The sequence below is a fragment of the Mesorhizobium sp. L-8-3 genome (assembly GCF_016756615.1).
Taxonomy (GTDB): domain Bacteria; phylum Pseudomonadota; class Alphaproteobacteria; order Rhizobiales; family Rhizobiaceae.
The window spans coordinates 3,491,170-3,508,916 of the sequence record NZ_AP023262.1; the positions used below are offsets into that span (position 1 = coordinate 3,491,170).

Annotated in this window: 12 protein-coding genes and 1 pseudogene; 6 read left to right on the forward strand and 7 right to left on the reverse strand. The window is 60.7% G+C overall.

The genetic code is table 11. The annotated features are described in order from the left end of the window. Nucleotides 1-136 precede the first annotated feature (136 nt). Genes JN302_RS16285 through JN302_RS16300 form a run of 4 tightly spaced genes read right to left on the reverse strand, consistent with a single transcriptional unit; the run spans nucleotide 137 to nucleotide 4,226 of the window. The gene (locus tag JN302_RS16285; protein WP_202333656.1) at nucleotides 137-1,375 is read right to left on the reverse strand and encodes a Zn-dependent hydrolase; all 1,239 of its coding nucleotides are present in this window, start codon (nucleotides 1,373-1,375) and stop codon (nucleotides 137-139) included. Nucleotides 1,376-1,381: 6 nt separating this feature from the next. After that, nucleotides 1,382-2,263 carry an alpha/beta fold hydrolase gene (locus tag JN302_RS16290; RefSeq protein ID WP_202313485.1) on the reverse strand — a complete coding sequence of 294 codons (882 nt, stop codon included), beginning with the start codon at nucleotides 2,261-2,263 and terminating at the stop codon, nucleotides 1,382-1,384. Nucleotides 2,264-2,271: 8 nt separating this feature from the next. Then, entirely contained in the window at nucleotides 2,272-3,054 is a 783-nt protein-coding gene (locus JN302_RS16295) for an SDR family oxidoreductase (RefSeq protein WP_202333658.1), read from the reverse strand. 38 nt (nucleotides 3,055-3,092) lie between these two features. Next, on the reverse strand, nucleotides 3,093-4,226 hold the full coding sequence (locus JN302_RS16300) for a pyridoxal phosphate-dependent aminotransferase (protein WP_202333660.1): 1,134 nt from the start codon (nucleotides 4,224-4,226) through the stop codon (nucleotides 3,093-3,095). On the opposite strand from JN302_RS16300, the gene JN302_RS16305 reads away from it, so the two are divergent. The 4 genes from JN302_RS16305 to JN302_RS16320 are packed head-to-tail and all read left to right on the forward strand — an operon-like array spanning nucleotide 4,225 to nucleotide 8,267. Continuing rightward, a complete protein-coding gene (locus tag JN302_RS16305) occupies nucleotides 4,225-5,454 on the forward strand; it encodes a Bug family tripartite tricarboxylate transporter substrate binding protein (protein ID WP_244846412.1) in 1,230 nt (409 codons plus the stop codon). The two genes, JN302_RS16300 and JN302_RS16305, sit on opposite strands and share 2 nt — an antisense overlap. Nucleotides 5,455-5,489: 35 nt before the next feature. Next, nucleotides 5,490-6,005 (forward strand): tripartite tricarboxylate transporter TctB family protein, encoded by a 516-nt coding sequence (locus JN302_RS16310; protein WP_202333662.1) that lies wholly within the window; start codon nucleotides 5,490-5,492, stop codon nucleotides 6,003-6,005. 36 nt (nucleotides 6,006-6,041) lie between these two features. Continuing rightward, on the forward strand, nucleotides 6,042-7,550 hold the full coding sequence (locus tag JN302_RS16315; RefSeq protein ID WP_202333671.1) for a tripartite tricarboxylate transporter permease: 1,509 nt from the start codon (nucleotides 6,042-6,044) through the stop codon (nucleotides 7,548-7,550). A gap of 51 nt (nucleotides 7,551-7,601) precedes the next feature. Further along, nucleotides 7,602-8,267: a GntR family transcriptional regulator gene (locus JN302_RS16320; protein WP_244743546.1), complete on the forward strand. Its 666-nt coding sequence runs from the start codon at nucleotides 7,602-7,604 to the stop codon at nucleotides 8,265-8,267. A gap of 216 nt (nucleotides 8,268-8,483) precedes the next feature. Here JN302_RS16320 and JN302_RS16325 read toward each other — a convergent pair whose 3' ends face one another. Then, nucleotides 8,484-9,437 carry an MBL fold metallo-hydrolase gene (locus JN302_RS16325; RefSeq protein WP_202333672.1) on the reverse strand — a complete coding sequence of 318 codons (954 nt, stop codon included), beginning with the start codon at nucleotides 9,435-9,437 and terminating at the stop codon, nucleotides 8,484-8,486. 179 nt (nucleotides 9,438-9,616) lie between these two features. Further along, nucleotides 9,617-9,763: pseudogene (locus tag JN302_RS16330) on the reverse strand (SOS response-associated peptidase); the annotation flags it as partial. A 482-nt stretch (nucleotides 9,764-10,245) separates the two neighbouring features. Here JN302_RS16330 and JN302_RS16335 point away from each other — a divergent pair. After that, nucleotides 10,246-11,016 carry a GGDEF domain-containing protein gene (locus tag JN302_RS16335; RefSeq protein WP_202313499.1) on the forward strand — a complete coding sequence of 257 codons (771 nt, stop codon included), beginning with the start codon at nucleotides 10,246-10,248 and terminating at the stop codon, nucleotides 11,014-11,016. A 711-nt stretch (nucleotides 11,017-11,727) separates the two neighbouring features. Here the strand turns inward: JN302_RS16335 and JN302_RS16340 are convergent. Further along, nucleotides 11,728-16,212: an nSTAND1 domain-containing NTPase gene (locus tag JN302_RS16340; RefSeq protein ID WP_202333673.1), complete on the reverse strand. Its 4,485-nt coding sequence runs from the start codon at nucleotides 16,210-16,212 to the stop codon at nucleotides 11,728-11,730. A gap of 387 nt (nucleotides 16,213-16,599) precedes the next feature. Between JN302_RS16340 and JN302_RS16345 the strand changes: the two genes are divergently transcribed. Further along, nucleotides 16,600-17,739, forward strand: coding sequence for a trypsin-like peptidase domain-containing protein (locus tag JN302_RS16345; protein ID WP_202333675.1), 1,140 nt, complete (start codon nucleotides 16,600-16,602; stop codon nucleotides 17,737-17,739). Nucleotides 17,740-17,747: the final 8 nt, after the last annotated feature.

Sequence of the window (17,747 nt, forward strand, 5' to 3'; positions counted from 1 at the left end):
CGCCCCAACAGGAGGGTTGAAAGTGATGAGCGCTCCAAACCTCAATGCCCACCACAGACCAGATGAAATGCAACTGATCGAGGTGGTCGGTGGATGGATCGTGCGCGTGGTCGAGAACGGCTTGGCGGATCGCCGCTCATCTCACAAGCTGCTCGACCGCTTGCGCGAGGACCCTGGCGCCGGCAAGGGCGTCGGTGGGCTCTATCCGTTCTGAAGGGTGATGACTCACTCCTTTCCAGCAGGGAATGAAAAGCATTCCTGTCGGACAGATCGCCTGGAGATGGCGGGCGTCGTGGCCGGCGCCCGATGCAATTCTCATCGCGGGAACATCTGCGCTGGATGCCGACTGAGCCAGCAGGTCCTGCATCTTCCCGGAAAAGGCCAGCGGCGCATCGTGGAGCAACTGCGTGACCCTGACATCGCACGCGCCGGCATGGTCTTTTGCGAGGGGTTCGACCAGGTCGCCGAGGCGAGCAAGAATGTCCGGGTCCGGGTGACGCAGGTCGATGGAAAACTCCACCCTGGCAGGCACGACGGAGGGTGCGTTGGGCGAAACGGTGAAGTGACCGACGGTAAAGCGGACGATGTCTTCCTTGTCCCAGATGGCTTTCTGCAACGCGTCGACAATCGCGATCGCGGCAACGAGAGCGTCCTTGCGCGCCGACCTTGGCGACGTTCCCGCATGATTCTCCTCGCCTTCTATCGCCACCCGGAAGGTTCGCTTGCCCTGGATGCCGGTCACAATTCCGACCGGAATGCCGAGACTTTCAAGGATCGGGCCCTGCTCGATATGCGCTTCGAGATAGCCTAGCGCCGGACGCTCCAACGGCCGTCGCGGCACATCCTTGTCACTGGCGAGAACACGCCCGACGGCGTCGCCGGCCGTGATTCCGTTCGCATCCTTGAGTCCATGGATCGCCTCCACGCTTCGCAGACCCGCGTAGCCGGCCGAACCCATCATGCCCGGTGCGAAACGGGAGCCTTCCTCATTCGTCCAGGCGACGACCTCGATGGCGCGTTTCGCGACGATGCCGGAGGATCTGATGGCTTCGGCGACCTCGAGCGCGGCGAGAACCCCGTAGACCCCGTCGAAGCGCCCGCCGGTCGGCTGGCTGTCGATGTGCGAACCGATCAGGAGTGGCGGCAGGTCAGGGTCCTCTGCCTCAAGGCGCAGAAAGAGGTTGGCCAGACTGTCGGTGTAGGGAACGAGTCCGATATTCCGGCCCCATGCGACAAGCTGCGCCCTCGCTTCTATTTCCGTGTCGGAGAGGGCCGGGCGGTCGACGCCGCCCTCCGTCGTCTCGCCGAATCGGGCAAGCTGCATGAGGCGCCGCCACAGCCGCTCACCGTCGATGAAGTCCGATACCGCAGCCACGACAGATCAACTCGTGCGCATGATCTGTGCGGGGTTGGCGCGCGGGTCGCGCGGCAGCCACCGTTTCTGTTCCACCTGCGCCAGGAATTCTGCGACGAACTGGTTGAAAAGCGCGGGCTCTTCCAGATTGAGCGTATGACCGCTCTTGGGCAGGATCGCGAGACCGCAGGCCTGGATGGTTTTCTTCATGAAGATGCCCGGCTGAAGGCAGTGGTCGTCCTCGTCGCCCACAAGAACCAGCGTTGGCGCAACCATGGCTTTCAGCTCCTCCTCCAGATCGTAGATCGAGGGGCGGCGGGCCTGCACCCCGCGCATGGTGTTGGCCGAGCCCACGGCGTCGTGCTCGCCAAGCTGCTTTCGGAATTCCTGCCAGCCGCGAGGGTCCTTCAGGAGATAGGCGATCCGCGATGCAGCCATGCCATAGACATGGGAAAACGCTTCCGAACCCTGCTCCTCGAACTGCCGAGCAACTTCCATGGAAACGTCGCGGAAATACTCCTCGAACTCCTTCTCCGCTCCGTAGCCCGCACCCGCTACCACGAGCGAAAGCACGCGTTCCGGATAGGCGAGGCCGAAGTGAAGCGTCGCGAAACCGCCCATCGACAGGCCAACCACATGCGCCCTGGCTATTTCGAGAGCGTCGAGGACATCGCGAATGTCGTCGACGGCGCGCTTCTGGGAATATTTCCCGACGTCGGCGGGCACCTCGGAAGGGCTGTACCCGCGCGCGTTGAAGGTGATGCAGCGGTGCCGGCGGCTGAAGTGGCGCACCTGCGGCTCCCAGCTGCGCTGGTCTCCGCCGAACTCGTGCACGAAAATGATCGGCGCGCCTTCGCCGGCCTCTTCCACATGCAGATTCACTCCATCGGTGGTGGTGATGAATGCCATGGCGGGCCTCAGATGATCGAGCGACGGGAGGCGATGCCGCCATCCACGGTAACGATGGTGCCGGTCGTGTAGCCGGAGCGGTCGGAGGCCAGGAACACGATCGTGTCGACCACCTCGTCGACATGAGCGGGACGGCCGAGCGGATAGGTTGCGGCAAGCTCCATGTAGCGGCTTTCATCGCCATACATGCTCCTGGCCCGCTTCTTCAGCATGTTGTAGATGCGTCCCGTGTCCACAGGTCCTGGATTAACGCCGATCACGCGGATGTTGTCGTCGAGGCTGGCGCCGCCGAGAGCTTTGGTGAAGGCCATGAGGGAGGCGTTTCCCGTTACGCCGGCGATGTAGCGCGGGTCGAAAACCTCGCCGCCATTGCCGATATTGTTGATGATCACGCCGCCGCCCCGGGCCTTGAGCCGCGCATAGACGAGCCGGCACAGGTTGATGTAGCCGAAAACCTTCAGCTCCCAGCCCGCGCGCCAGGCATCCTCATCCACGTCATACATGGTGCCGCTCGGGATGACGCCGGCATTGTTGACGAGGATGTCGATGTCGCCCGCTGCATCCACCAGGCGTTCGCATGCGCCTTTCTCGGTGATATCCATGGGGTGCACATGGACTGCGACATCGTGCTTGCGGGTGATCTCGCGAGCGAGTTGCTCGAGACGATCGGCGCTGCGCGCCGTCAGGTGCAGGTTCACGCCCTCTGCGGCCAGAGTGTAGGCAAGCCCCTCGCCAATGCCCTGCGAAGCGCCAGTGACGAGTGCCGTCTTGCCGGCCATACGAAGATCCATGGAAAATTCCTCCTTCTTGTTCTTTCAGGTAAAGGTGCTCAAAACAGCTTGACGTCTTCGTTCATTCCGCGGGCTTCTTCCACGGCCTTCGGCAGCAGAGCGCAGAATTCTTCCACCCACCCGGTCGGAACCGAAACGCTGACCTTGATGAACTGGTCGCCAAAAGCCTGGGTGTGATAGCGGCCATGCCGGATCATGATGTTGTGGCGGTCCATCACCGCGCAGATCGCTTCCGGCCGTACGCCGGCTTCCTTGCATTCGATGACCAGGAAATTGCCGCTGGAGGGGTAGACCGGAACCGAGAGGCCGGGTATCGCCTCGGCCGCCTGACGGACCATCTCCTGGTTCTTGCGCAGTTCCGCGAGGACCTCGGGAAACCACTCCTTCTTCACCTTCAGGCCGGCAATTGCGCCGCGCTGTGCGATGATGCTTGAACCAAGATTGTTGGGGGGCCCATCGGCCAGCATCTCGATCGTGTCGGGGGAGGCGACAAGCGCCCCCACGCGCAGGCCTGCAAATCCCAGCCACTTTGAGAAGCTCCAGACCGTGATCGTGCGTTCGGCATAGAACTGCGCGGCCAGCGTGTGGCTGTGCGCGAAATCGCGATAGGTGCAGTCCTGGATCAGCCAGCAGCCGGCCTTGCGCGCGATGTCCGCGATGACGCGGATTTCCTCTTCGGTCGCCGCGCAGCCGAGCGGGTTGTTCGGGTCGACGAGGTAGATGACTTTCGTTCGCTCCGTGATGGCGGCGGCAAGCCTTTCGGGAGCCAGCCGATAGTTGAATTCGGGACCGTAAATCGGAACCTGCACGACCGAAGCGCCGGCGGCCTTGGCGAACTTCATCGGCCACGCCCAGGTCGGATCGGTAGTAAGGAACTCGTCTCCCGGACCGCAAAGCATACGGCAGACATGATACAGACCCTGCACGGCGCCGTCGGTGACGAGCGTCGACATCCCGTTAAGACCAATGTCCTCAAGGATGAGATTGCGCAGTTCTTCAAGACCGAGAGGCGGCGCGTAAGCGTGGAACTCTTCGCCTCGCAGCGCGTCGATCATCGCCTGGATTACCGATTTGTGCGCGGGATGATGATTGGTGTTCTGGCCCATCCATCGAAGGTCGCCGTTGTTGACCAGCCGGTCGAAGTGGCTGTTTCTAAGCTCGAAATCACGCATGCCTGCCGGTCTCCTCGCGCCCTCTGTGCGTTCGTTCTTCTGTGCCTCCGCGCCATTTGGTATCCCAAATTCGCGATTTGGCATGCCAAAAGATTTCATTGGTGCGATTTTTTTTCAAGAGTTTATTGCTTGGTACGCCAAAATCGATAATCATGATGCCGCAAAATCAAAAAGGGGACCGGTGTCTCTCCCGGACATCGGCAAAACATCAAGTTCGGCAAAGCCGGCTTTTCAAATGGAGAACGACATGCGAATTCCATCTATCCTCGGTGCGCTCGGCCTTGGCCTCGCACTCGGCGCAGCGGCCTTCTCGGCTCCGGCAGCAGCACAAGATTTCCCCTCCGGGCCGATCACGCTGGTGGTCAACTGGCCGGCCGGTGGCGGCATGGATCGAGCCGGTCGCCTGGTCGCCGAATATGCCAAGAAGCACGTGAATGTTCCGATCGCTGTCATCAATGTGGATGGCGCGGGCGGCGCGACCGGGGTGCGTCATGTGGCCGACGCCAAGCCGGACGGCTATACGATCGGCATATTGGGGGCGAGCATCATCTCCAGCCAGTATGTGAACCAGAACGCGAACGCCATCGACGACATCGATTACCTGGCATTCTTCGGTCCAGATCCCGCAGCGCTCGAGGTGCGCTCCGATCTCGGCGTGAACTCGGTGGATGAGTTCATTGCCAAGCTCAAGGAAGCGTCCGGCAGCGTCAAGAATGGCAATGACGCCCCTGGCGGCGTTTCGCACATCGCCGCCGCCCTTCTCGAAGCCGAGACGGGCGTGAAGCTCTCCAAGGTTCCCTATCAGGGTTACGCGCCGACCGTGGCCGCGATCCTGTCGGGTGAGGTCAATTCCGCCACGCTTCCGGTGCACCAACTGATCGACCAGCACAAATCCGGCGAGGTGAAGATCCTTGGCGTGATGAGCACCGAACGCCATTTCATGGCGCCGGATGTGCCTACCTTCCAGGAGCTCGGCGTCGACCTCGTCGCCGGCGACTGGCGTGCGCTTTACGTTCCGAAGGGCATTCCCGAGGAACACAAGGCGGCATTGGAAAAGATGCTGGCCGACACGACCAACGATCCGGAATTTCAGGACGCCGCCAAGAAGATGGGATTTGTCATCACGCCTATGGACGCGGCGGAGACGACCGAGTTCGTGAAGAAATCCGACGCCGAACTCTATCCGATCCTGGTAGAAGCCGGTCTTGTGAAGGTCCGCGAGAAATAGGCTATGCCAGGCGCTGGCCCCACAGGGAGACAGTCATGATCGACTCGACGGAAAACGCAGGCTCGCGCAAGACGCGCCTGCATCTGGGGGGCGGGATCTTCTTCGGCCTGTGGGCCGGCTTCGGGTGGTATGGTCATCTCGGGAACGCCCAGCTTGGAGAGGATTTCGGCCTCGATCCGGGGCCGGGGCTTCTCCCGTCGATCGTTCTTTCCATGCTGACCCTGGGGGCGCTCGTTCTGGCCGGTATGGGCCTCGTTGAGCGCGTCAAATCGGGAGGACCACTTCCCATCGATTGGGGAGCGATCCTGCGTGGCTCGGTCGCACCGGCGCTTTTGTGCCTTTCGCTTGCGGCCTACCTGCCGCTCGTCTGGGCGATCGGCTTCGTTCCGGCCACAATGCTCTATTCCGGACTTCTGATGGCTGCGCTCAGCCGCAACCAGCTCCGAGCCGCGCCCGGATCGGCACTTTTGTCGATCGTTGTCGGCGTTCTCGTATGCACCTCGCTAACATATGCGCTCTTCATCTATTGGATTGGCGTGCCGCTACGCTGAGACAGCAGCGCCAAAACCGGAAATGGAAGGGGGCTCGTGGCCGTGTTCTTTGAATTCGCAAGCCAATTCGCTAATATCTTCTCCGATCCCCACATGCTGTTTCTCGGCGCCGCGGGCACCGCGCTGGGCATCGTGTTCGGCTGCCTGCCAGGTATCTCTTCAACCATGGCGCTGGCGATCCTGCTGCCCATCTCCTTTTCGCTCACCCCGTTGGGGGCGATCATCTTCTTGATCGCCGTGTTTTCGGCAAGCGTGTTCGGCGGTTCCATTTCCGCGATCCTGATCAACATTCCAGGCACGCCTGGAGCGATTGTCACGCAACTTGACGGATATCCCATGGCGCGCTCGGGCAGGGCGGGCGAGGCACTCTTCTATGCGCTTGGCGCTTCCACCCTCGGCGGCGTGATCGGCCTCGTCGCCCTGATCCTGATTGCTCCGATCGTCGCGGGAGCCGCGATGCAGTTTCGCAGCCCGGAATTCGCCATGGCCACGGTCTTTGGCCTGACCTTGCTTGCCTATTCCACTCCCGGCGCCACTTTCCTGGGCATCCTCAGCGGCTGCATCGGGCTGATCTGCGGAATGGTCGGTTTCGACAGCCTCACGGATATCCCGCGCTTCGATTTCGGCACCAGCTGGCTGCAAAACGGCATCAACCTCGTGCCGGTGACCATCGGTCTCTTCGGCATCGCCGAGATCATGCGAAACCTGAATGTCGCCTCGCAAAGCGGAGCAACGGTGGCGCGTCGTATTGGCCGTGTCGTGCCGCCATGGAAGGAAATGCGCCGTCTCTGGAAGGCGGTTCTGCGCGGCTCGGGCATCGGAATCGCCGTTGGCGCCATACCGGCTGCAGGGTCTGCCATCGCGGTCGCGGTTTCCTATGCGCAGGAACAGCGCCTTTCCCCGCGAGGCAAGGATTTTGGGAAAGGCATTCCCGACGGGATCGTAGCGCCGGAGGCATCCAACAACGCCGCCGTCGGTGGTGCGCTCGTTCCGATGATGACCCTTGGCATTCCCGGCGACACCATGACGGCGGTGCTGATGGGCGCGCTTTTGATCCATGGTCTGAGGCCAGGGCCGCAGCTTTTTGTAGAACACGCGGACTTCGTCGCTTCCGTCTATGTGGGGCTGTTCCTGGCCATACTCCTGACAGCGGCGATGGGCTTGCTGCTCATGCAGCAGTTCGTCCGGCTGATGCAGGCGCCGCGCCACATTCTCGTGGCGGCGATCATTCTTCTGTGTGTGATCGGCTCCTTCACCATCCGCAACAACGTGGCGGATGTGGGCGTGATGATCGCCTTCTCAGTAATCGGTTTCGTCATGTACAAGCTGGAGATCCCGGTGGCTCCGCTGGCATTCGGCCTGATCCTTGGACCCATTCTGGAGGAAAACCTGCGCCGCTCTCTGATTGTGAGCGACGGCAGCTGGATGGTATTCGTGGGGCGCCCCATCGCTTTGGCTATGCTCTTGCTCTCGCTAGCGGCGGTGCTGTATCCAGTTTTCGTGGCGTTGCGCCCGAAACGGGTAAGCGCCGACGCAGGAGAGTAGCGATTTGTTGCTCTTGCTGTATCCGACAGGGTGGAGTGAACGGTGACCGATATGACTTCCCAGGCGAGCGAAATTGCTCGCCGCCTCGAAGATCAGATCGTTCGCGGAGAGCGCTCACCAGGCGCCCGTCTGGATGAACGTTCCCTTGCCGAGCATTTCGGCGTGTCGCGTACGCCGGTGCGCGAGGCGCTGCAATGGTTGGCGGCCCATGGCCTTGTCAGCCAGCGTGGCCGGCAGGGCGCACGTGTGGCCCAGCTCTCGGTTCCCGATCTGCTAGACGCGTTCTTCGTGATTGCCGAAATGGAGAGTATGGCTGCCCGTCAGGCGGCCCGGCGCATACGTCCCAACCAGCGCGAGCAACTCGTCGAATGCCATGAACGGTGCTCGGCGCTCGTTGAGGCCAATGATGCGGAAGGCTTCTATATCGAGAATCTCCGTTTTCACGCGCTGGTTCTGGAAGCTTCTCACAACCGGATTCTCAAAGAACAGATGGGAACCGTACGTGCGCTTACGGCTCCCTACCGCCGCTACGTCACGCATCAGCCCGGCCGCATGAAGGCTTCGATCACCGAGCATGGCAACATTATCGAGGCGATCCTTGCCAGTGACGGAGAGACCGCAGCCCAGATGATGCGCGATCATGTCAATCTGCTCGGCGATGGCCTGAGCGATCTCCTGCATCTGATGGCCTCTGAAAAGGAAGCCATGATGGGCTGACATGCGGGATTATTCCCTCCCCATCTGCGCGGCGGCAACAAGCCTCCCGCCCAATGGCCCGCCGCAACGGCCCGCGTCTGACTTGCACCAGGCGCGGGCTTTTCTGCGTCAATACCAAGATCTGGCGATAGAGGCGCCCGAGCAAAAAACTTGCGCTATCGCGCGAGCGATGCACGCCAAGCGCGAACGGCTGCCGGAACCAGGAACCCGGCAGGCTCAGTTCGCCGCGACAAAACGATGCGCCGTCCCATTCTTTTCGGCGAAGCCAACGCCTGGATAAGGCCAGTGGAATCCAAGCATCTTCAGCTTGTCTGCTGCAGCACGATCGGCCAGCGCTTTGCGATTCTTCACTGCCTGATCGTGATCGGCGTCAAACCCGAACTTCCATTCGGGGTGCTCGAACGAAACGATCGGATTGACCATCGCATCGACGGGCATGATCAGACCCTCGCCTCCGGCTAGCTCCAGAGAGATATGGCCGGGCGTATGGCCGGGCGTATCGAGGACGGTGAGCCCGGGAGCCACTTCCTGTCCTCCCTTGACCATCGTCACCTTGTCCTTCACCGCTGCGAGGTCGCGCTGCGCGCCCTTGACGAAATCGCCCATCTCTGCTGGCATTTTTGCAAGTAGCCCCGGATCGGTCCAGAAATTCCACTCCGTCTCCCCGACATAATAGGCCGCGTTCGGAAAGAGCAGCGTCCCATCCACTTTTGATGTCCCCCAGATATGGTCCGGATGGGCATGGCTAAAGACGACCTTTGTCACCGATGCAGGATCGATCCCAGCTGCCGAAAGGTTCTCGGCAAGCTTCCCGGCGGTCGGCTGAAACTTGTTGCCGGAGCCGTTGTCCACGACAATCACGTCGTTCGCAATTTTTATTACTGGGACGTTCGCGTGCGGCTTGGCGGTATCTGCCGGCCAGCCCATGTGCTTGGCAATTTCGGCAAGCTGTTCGGGTGAGGCATCGACAGCCATGACGTTGAGTGGCAATGCCAACTCTCCATCGCTGACCACGGTAATCTCCGCGTCTCCCTGCTTGAAAACGAAAGGCGCGGCCGACTGTGCCAGAGCTTTCCAAGACATCAGAGGCACCGCTGCCAGCGCGGTACTGCCTGCCAGGAAGCGGCGTCGGTTCAGCAGGTGGAGCAATTCTTCAGTAGCGATTGCCATGGTAACCTCCTCGAGCCCCTGCCCTCACACTAACGCACCGTAGTGGAAGCTATTCCCGAAAAGAGGTTCGAGAAAATCAAATCTGGCCTACCTGACAGATCGATCGTTGCTATGCCGGTCGCCCAGGGAGCTATGTCCGCACGCTGCAGCGGATGGTCATGCTCTTGACGATCAACCTGCTACAACAACGAACCTTGCGCCGCGGCGGCCGGGTATTTGATCTGTGTGGCCGGCTTGTCGATGATCACGAGCTGATCGTCGGGGAGAGGCCGCTGCAGGGCCTTGGCCTCGGACCACGGCGCGCGTAACCAGGTGTCGATCTCTTGCGTGGTGAAGATCACCAAGCAGGATCTCGGCTTTTGTTGCGCTGCAAAAGATCTCTACAGGTTCGATTGTCTCTAATTCGACCGTGACCGTCATTTGTGCTTTGCTGTTTTCTGGGAAGGATGGGTATTGCGGTGGGGAAACCAGTCTACACTGGTTAGGAAGTCTGCATGGCGAAGAGGCTATCGAGCGGTCTATCGCCGGCTCGACAGGCAAGCACGGGGCTACGCAAGCAGAGAAGGACTGTGCGGCGCGCTTAAACTGTGGCCGCAATGACACACACGACGAGAGATTCCCTCCGCAGGCGGTTTGTTGGGGATCATTCCCTGCGGAGTTCTGTCAGCGCAAGAGGTTTCCGGATAGCTTAATTGATGCAGCGGGCCTGACAGGGCTTAGGCGCCCGGCACTTGAGAATAGTGGCGGGCGTATCCTTTGCGACGCCCAAGCGAGGGTTTGTTCCTTCAGGCCTGCGCTGGAGCAAGGAATGGACTTTTCTGCCTTCGGCTGGGGACGAGTGGTGCTGCTGAGCTTTCTCGGAACGCTCTGCTGCATCGCCGTGGCGTTTGCAATCGACAGCTATTCCTTTGAGACAGGCACATGGAGATGGGGCGAAAAGCCCCTCAACAACCTGATCATCCCCCTTATTCTTGCCCCTCCTTTCTTTTTCTACCTCCTCAGTAAGCAACGTGAGCTTGCCATTGCGCATCGCGAGCTGATGATCGTCGCCTCCACCGATTCCCTCACCTCTTGCCTGAACCGGCGGGCCTTCACCGCCATGGTGGACCGCTACCTTGACCGTATCGCCGACCAGAAGGCTGACCACCACGGCGCGCTTCTGATTATCGACGTCGATCACTTCAAAAACATCAATGACGTGTTCGGTCACGATTGCGGTGATGAAGCGCTCAAGGCCATCGCACGCACGATCAAGGGCACATTGCGCGACCCCGACTTCGTCGGCCGAATTGGCGGAGAAGAGTTCAGCGTCTTTTTGCCCGGCGTCAGTCCCGAGCGCGTAGGCAGGATCGCAGAGCGTATCAGGGTCGAGGTTTCAGCCACTGAACTGAACCTCAACGGAAAATCCTGCAAGCTCTCCGTGAGCGTCGGCGGCGTCACTTTTGATCGGAATGCTTCCTTCAGCGAACTCTATCGCCACGCCGATCAGTTGCTCTACGCGGCGAAACGCGGCGGCCGCAATCGCGTGGAAATCCAGCACGCGTCTGCAGGCTCTGATAAGCAAATTCAGATTCATTGATCTGAACGTCTCCTTGCGAGCTGGTATTGTCTGCCCCGGGCAACCGAAAGGGCAGAGAATACTTGACCGAGCACCGATAGCAGGTCAGCAGGCGCGCTGAGCAGCCTGCCAGGATGGTTGCGCGGATTACCGAACCCATGTTGTGAATTCATTCCTGCTCTATTCTATCGTCGCGTTGTTTTCGCCAGGGGGCGACATGACGGTGGTAACAATCCGATGATCTTTTCCATCGAGGAAATCAGTGAATCAAAGAGCAGGATAAGCCCTGACAAGCGGCCGGTTGAATACGTGGCAGGCCCGCTTCTTGACGGATATGCACCAACGACTCGAAACATACGGGCCACACGTTCGTCTAAGCGACAAACAGTCAACAGGTCCGGAGAATTTCGGGCCACAAGAGAACGAAAATTGGGGGTATCCGGCGGATGGGAGGTAAACAGGTCTGTGGCGAAAACCCCACGTTTCCCGGGCTTTTAAACCGTTGTAAGCGGCGCGGGAGAACGGTTAGCGAAAATGGATGGTAGAGGGCAGGGACCTGGAATCCAACATTCTCCATTTTTCCGACTTGAACGGAGTGGCTAATAGACCTTTGCCTCTGGCCGCTCGAGGCTCCGCGTTTGATTTCGCCGCGTTCGCGGCTCGCCGGGATCTGTGCGGGAGGCGCCGAGCAATTGTCGTGCCCTACCTCGACGTTCTTGCGCCACAGTGAGTCTACTGCAAGTTCGCCTGATCGACTGGCATCGGCGGACGATCGCCGCAGATTGGCGGTAGCTTGTCGAGGCCATAGCGTCTTTGGACGTCGGAGAGACCGGTGTCGTTGCCGAGCCATGCGCACGCGACCTGAAACGCGTCGCCTGTCGGGAGGGCGGTGTCCCACACCCGCGCGGTACTGTCAGACGATGCGGTGAGGACGCGCGTGCCGTCCGGCGAGAAGACGGCGATGTTGACGGGACCCATGTGTCCACTCAACGCCGCGAGCTGGGCGCCGGTGGCGGTATCCCAGATGCGCGCGGTGTGGTCGTAGGATGAGGTTGCGATGCGTGTCCCGTCTGGCGAGAAGACGGCCGATTTAATTATGTCTGTGTGTCCGATCAGCATCGTGAGCTGGTCGCCGGTGCCGACGTCCCAGACCACGGCCGTGGAGTTAGCGAACGCGGGCATAACGATCCACGTTTCGTTGGGGGAAAAGGCGGCTGAGGTGACGTTGTACTCAAACCCCTCCAGCAGCACGAGCTGGGCGCCGGTGGTGGCATCCCAGACGCGTGCGGTCTCGTCGTTGGAAGCAGTGATGATGCGCGTTCCTGCAGGCGAAAAGGCAGCGGACGAGACGCTGCTCTCATGGCCCTTGAGCAGCGCGACCTGGTCACCAGTAACAGCTTCCCAGACCCGCGCGGTTTTGTCGTCGGAGGCTGTGACGATGCGGCTGCCGTCCAGGGAGAAGGCTGCAGACGCAACCGTATCCTCATGGCCCTTGAGCAGCGCCACTTGGTCACCAGTGATAGCATCCCAGACTCGCGCGGTCCTGTCATTGGATGCGGTGACGACGCGCGTGCCGTCCGGGGAGAAGGCAGCAGACGAGACCCTGTCCTCATGGCCCTTGAGCAGCGCCACCTGGTCACCAGTGACAGCATCCCAGACCCGCGCGGTTTTGTCATCGGAGGCTGTGACGATGCGCCTGCCGTCCGGGGAGAAGGCAGCAGACGAGATCCAGTCGTCGTGACCTTTCAACGCCGCGAGCTGGACGCCAGTGGCGGTCTCCAACACCCACGCGCCGTTATCTGTTGACGCAGTAGTGACGATGCGTGCGCCGTCCGGCGAAAAGGCAGCGGACCAGCCCCCGCTATCGTGCACGGTCAGCTGGGTGCCGGTGGCAGCATCCCAAACTCTTGCCGTTTCGTCGCCGGACACGGTGATGATGCGCTTGCCGTCCGGCGAGAACGCGGCCGAACGTACGATATTCTGATGCCCCTTCATTAGCGCGAGCTGGGTGCCGGTGGCACTATCCCAGACGCGTCCGGTGTTGTCCCACGACGCGGTGATGATGCGCTTGCCGTCCGGCGAGAACGCTGCCGAACGGAGGGCTTTTTTATGCCCCTTCATTAACGCGAGCTGGGCGCCGGTGGCAGCATTCCAGACCCGTGCGGTGTCGTCCCACGATCCGGTGACGACGCGCGTGCCGTTCGGGGAGAAGGCAGCGGACGAGACGCTGCTCTCATGGCCCTTGAGCAGCGCAACCTGGTCACCAGTAACAGCATCCCAGACCCGCGCGGTTTTGTCATCGGCTGCGGTGACGATGCGCCTCCCGTCGGGGGAGAAGGCTGCGGACCAGACCGTATCCGCATGACCCTTGAGCAGAGCCAGTTGTTCACCAGTGACAGCATCCCAGACCCGCGCGGTTTTGTCATCGGCTGCGGTGACGATGCGGCTGCCGTCCGAGGAGAACGCTGCCGAACGGACGTAACCCTCATGCCCTTTCATCACCGCGAGCTGTGCACCGGTTGCGGCATCCCAGACCCGAGGGGTTTTGTCATCGGCTGCGGTGACGACGCGCCTCCCGTCCGGGGAGAAAGCAGCGGACAAGACCCTGTCCTCATGGCCCTTGAGCAGCGCCACTTGGTCACCAGTGATAGCATCCCAGACTCGCGCGGTCCTGTCATTGGATGCGGTGACGACGCGCGTGCCGTCCGGGGAGAAGGCAGCAGACGAGACCCTGTCCTCATGGCCCTTGAGCAGCATTAACTGCTCGCCGGTAGCGGCATCCCAGACCCGCGCCGTATGATCAGATGAGGCGGTGAGGATGCGACTGCCGTCTGCTGAGAACATACCGGATCCAACTGACCCCTTGTGGCCACGGAGAAGCAAACTTTGGCCGAAATCCTGAAACGCCAGATCTAGGCTATTGATCGTGCGCAGGAGAGCTGGCCGCCCCTCGTCACCGCGGCGCGGCCACGCGGCAAGGGCCAACTTAATCGCCGCCACAGGCGATCCTTCCGATTCGGCAACATGCGACAGGGCGGCGAGGCTGATCGTTTCGTTCAGCTTCGCTTTCGTGGCCTTTGCTTCTGCTTCTGCTTTCTGTCGGTCGGCCTCCCCCCGCTGGCGGTTCGCTTCCTCTGCTGCGGCCACGGCATCCACTCGAGCGTCCTCCGCCAGATTAGCCTGCCAGTATCCATAGACCGCCCCCAAGACGGCAAGGAAAGCCGCAATGCTCACTGCGACCAGCTCCCGTCGTGTGACGCGTGCCCGATGACGAGCCTCATCGGCCTGTTTCCGCTGCGCATCAGCACGCCAACTCGCCTCTATCGCTAGTTTTTTCTGTATCTCTGCCACTCTCTGCTGCTCGGCTGCACGCTGGCTCTCTGCCTCGGCCCGCCGCTTTTGCTCCTCGGCCAGCGCCTTCAGCGCGTCGACCTTTTTCCGCTGCTCTTCTGCTGCGACGCGCCGCGCCTCTTCGTCAGCCTTGATGCTGGCCTCGATGAAGGCACGATCTGAGGTCGGGATGTCCTCCCCGTCTATTTCAAGAAAACTCCTTGCTCGTTCCAAAGGCCTGCCGGTCAGGAGGGCGGAGCTTACCTTGCCTTGGTGCTCCCAATCCTTCCGATCGTTCTCGTTAAGCGTTATCCAGGCATAGAAGGCACGGCGGGACACAATCCAGTCTCGTAGCTTCCGCCAACCTGTGAAGAGGGCTTCGTGCGCGACTTCGGCCGTGGCCCTGCCGTCGCGTTCTCCGGTGACCACGATTCGCTGCTCAGGGCCCGCAAGTTCGGCGACGAACGCACGCTCAGGTTCTGTCAGTTCATCAAGAAGAGCCGTGCGGCGGGTAGCTTCGCCCTGCAGGGGAACGTAGGCCAACCGGACGCAGAAGAGCCGCCTCAGCAGGGCCTCCTCAGATGCACGCGCCTTCACAAAACCGTCAGCGCGCTCGCCCAATTTCAAGGCCACATCGACGCCCTTCTTTAGTGGCCTTGACCACACAAGGATTGGTTTGCCGCGCGCTTGCATCTCCTTCCAAAGGATACCGAGGGTGTCGGACAGTAGCGGCAGGCCGCCGGGTTGCGCGCGCGTCGCCTCGATAAGCGCCTCGTCAAGGCCAGGCTCGAAAGCAACATCGAGCGCCTTGGCCGGCCGCCGGACCACCTCGGAGAGCCCCTCCGGCGAAAGCGGCGCAATGTCGATCTGCTGCTTTATGGCATGCAAGGGGGCGTCCGCCTGCAACCGGCCGAGAAAGTCCGAGCGAGCGCTCATAATGGCGACGAGCCGGGGATGGCGGGCAGCGTCTGCCAGGATCTCCGAGAAACGGCGCGCCTCCTTTTGCGCTTGGGTCTCTTTGGCTGTGTTATCGTGGCCAGGCTCCCGGCCACCTCTTGTATAGAGTTCCTCGCCCTGATCGATATACAGAAGGTAGCGTGGTGGCCGGTCACCCCTCTTTTGTAAAAGAAAGGCATCGAGGGCTTCGACCAGACCATCGAGGCTGTCGCCTTTGAGGAGCAGCTCTCGCCAGCTGTTGGTCTCTTCTCTGAACTTCGCCTCTTTCGGGTCAAGCCACTGGCTAAGAAAGGCTCCGGCAAGGCTGCGCAACGGCTCCGGCCCTGGCGCTAAGCTCAGGCGCGGCCAGGTGCGGCTTTGAGACAACTGCGCAGGCCAAGGCCTGCCGCCGCGCAAGCTCTGCCGGTCGAGAGCAGCAAAGATGCCACCAAAAATGAGCGAGCTCTTACCAACTCCTGAGGCGCCGAAGGCAAGGAACAGCTTAGATGGGTTTTCCGCCAACGTCGCAATAAAGCGCGCGATGTCATCATCGCGGCCGAACAGGAAGTTGGCATCCTGCTCGCGCACCACCTGAAGGCCCCGGTAGGGATTGAGGATTTGCCAAAGTGGCGGCTCACGACGAACAGGACCAGCGGGCTCAAGTGCGCTGATGTCGATCTCAATTCCGATGGCCTTCGCGATGTCAGCGATTTTCCGGTTCTTGGGGCGCGCTTCATAGGCTTTCGATACGAGCTCACTGAGCCAGCCTTCGGCCTGCGCACCCTCGATCAGCTTGAATGCCGCGATTGGAAACGGGTCATCTCCTCCCGCATAGAAATTGAGGTGTTTGTCGAGTTCCTCGCGCAGGAATAAATCCAACGCGTCGCTTCCGACAAAAGCGGATTGCAATCCAGTCCGAAAAACCTTGATCTGTGACCCGTGGAGATCCAATGTCAGCTAGCTCCAATGAACTAACAAGGGACATGTACCCCGCCAGTCGCAATAGCGCTAGTTTGCTAAGCGAACATGAGATACACTAGTTTGGCTCTCCGGCCGCCGTGCATACAGCTCCCGCTAACCTCGCTGTCGCACGGCGGCGTTCCCATCCTGCCATCGCGACCGCGGGAGGCGACCTTCCCACCGGGAGCCAACAGAGCATTCAAGCATGTGCGCATGCGCCGAAACTCGATACCCGATAGGCGTCAGCGTCGTGTCTGGTACGAGGGCGCGAGGACCTGCTGTGGATGGCCGAGCTGGCGCAGCCAAACCGGATCTAACACCTGCACGGACGGTCACTTCAATGCGCGTTGACAGGCCGGAGCAAGGAAAGTCCTCGACATGACCGACCTCACAGGCGAGCAAATCGAAACGCTCCGCCGAGGCCTGCAGAAGGGTTATCCTCAGCCGGCGCGTTTCGCTATGTTCTTGAGGGAGCAGCTCGACAAGCGGCTTACCGACTACGCCGGGAACGTGCCTCTTCCGGATGCCATCTTCAGTGTCATCGAGGGAGCCGAGGCCGAGGGCTGGGTCAAACCGCTTGTCCTCGCTGCATATCGCACCCGCAGGAATCATCCGGAAATTGAGCAGATTGCGATGGAGCTCGGCACAGCGCTTTTTGGCAGCGAGGTGACAAATGAACGGCCGCTCCCACAGGATGGTAAAAGGCGGCCTCCTGCAATTCAGGAATTGCAAGACCTTATCAATCCGAAAAGGCCGTTCATCGACTCGGCGCAGCTTTGGAAGCTTGCGGTGGAGTATCCCGCACGAATTTGCAAAGTGGAAGGTGTGGCAAAGAATGGAACAGGCTTCCTGGTGGGTCCAGACCTTGTGCTAACCAATCATCATGTAGTGAGCCAGGCGATCCAAGGAGAGGTACGGGCAGAGGATGTAGTCTGCCGTTTTGACTACGCTGCAAGGAGGGATGGATCTCCGATCAACAAAGGATTGGAATGCCGCCTCAAAAGGGAGGCGTGGCTCGTTGCAAGTAGTCCTCCCGGTGATCGCGAGGATGAGATAAGCGCTCCAGATCCGGCGCCCGATGAACTAGACTTCTGTCTTTTGCGTCTTGAGTCTCGTATCGGGTCGGAAAGGCTTGGCGGATCTAGCGACGAGAGCGTTCCACTTCGTGGCTGGTTCAGCATGAATGAGCGGCAGCCCCTAGGTCAGAATGGACAGCAATTGTTTGTTTGGCAGCACCCGCAAGGGGCCGTCTTGAAGCTCGCAATTGGAGATCAGGTCGGCATCAACCATGGCGGCAACAGGTTCAGCTACAATGTGAATACCCTGAAAGGCTCGTCCGGAGCGCCGGTTTTCAACGCCGCCATGGAGCTTATCGGCCTGCATCAAAGTGGCCAAAAGGATGCTACTGAGCTTGAAGAGGCGGGCAAGTCCAATGAGGGCGTCCCGATCTCCAATATTGTTCGCCTAATCCGCCAAGGCGGCTTTGACTATCGTGGGAGTGTCGGTAGTCCCGAATAGCTCGTAGG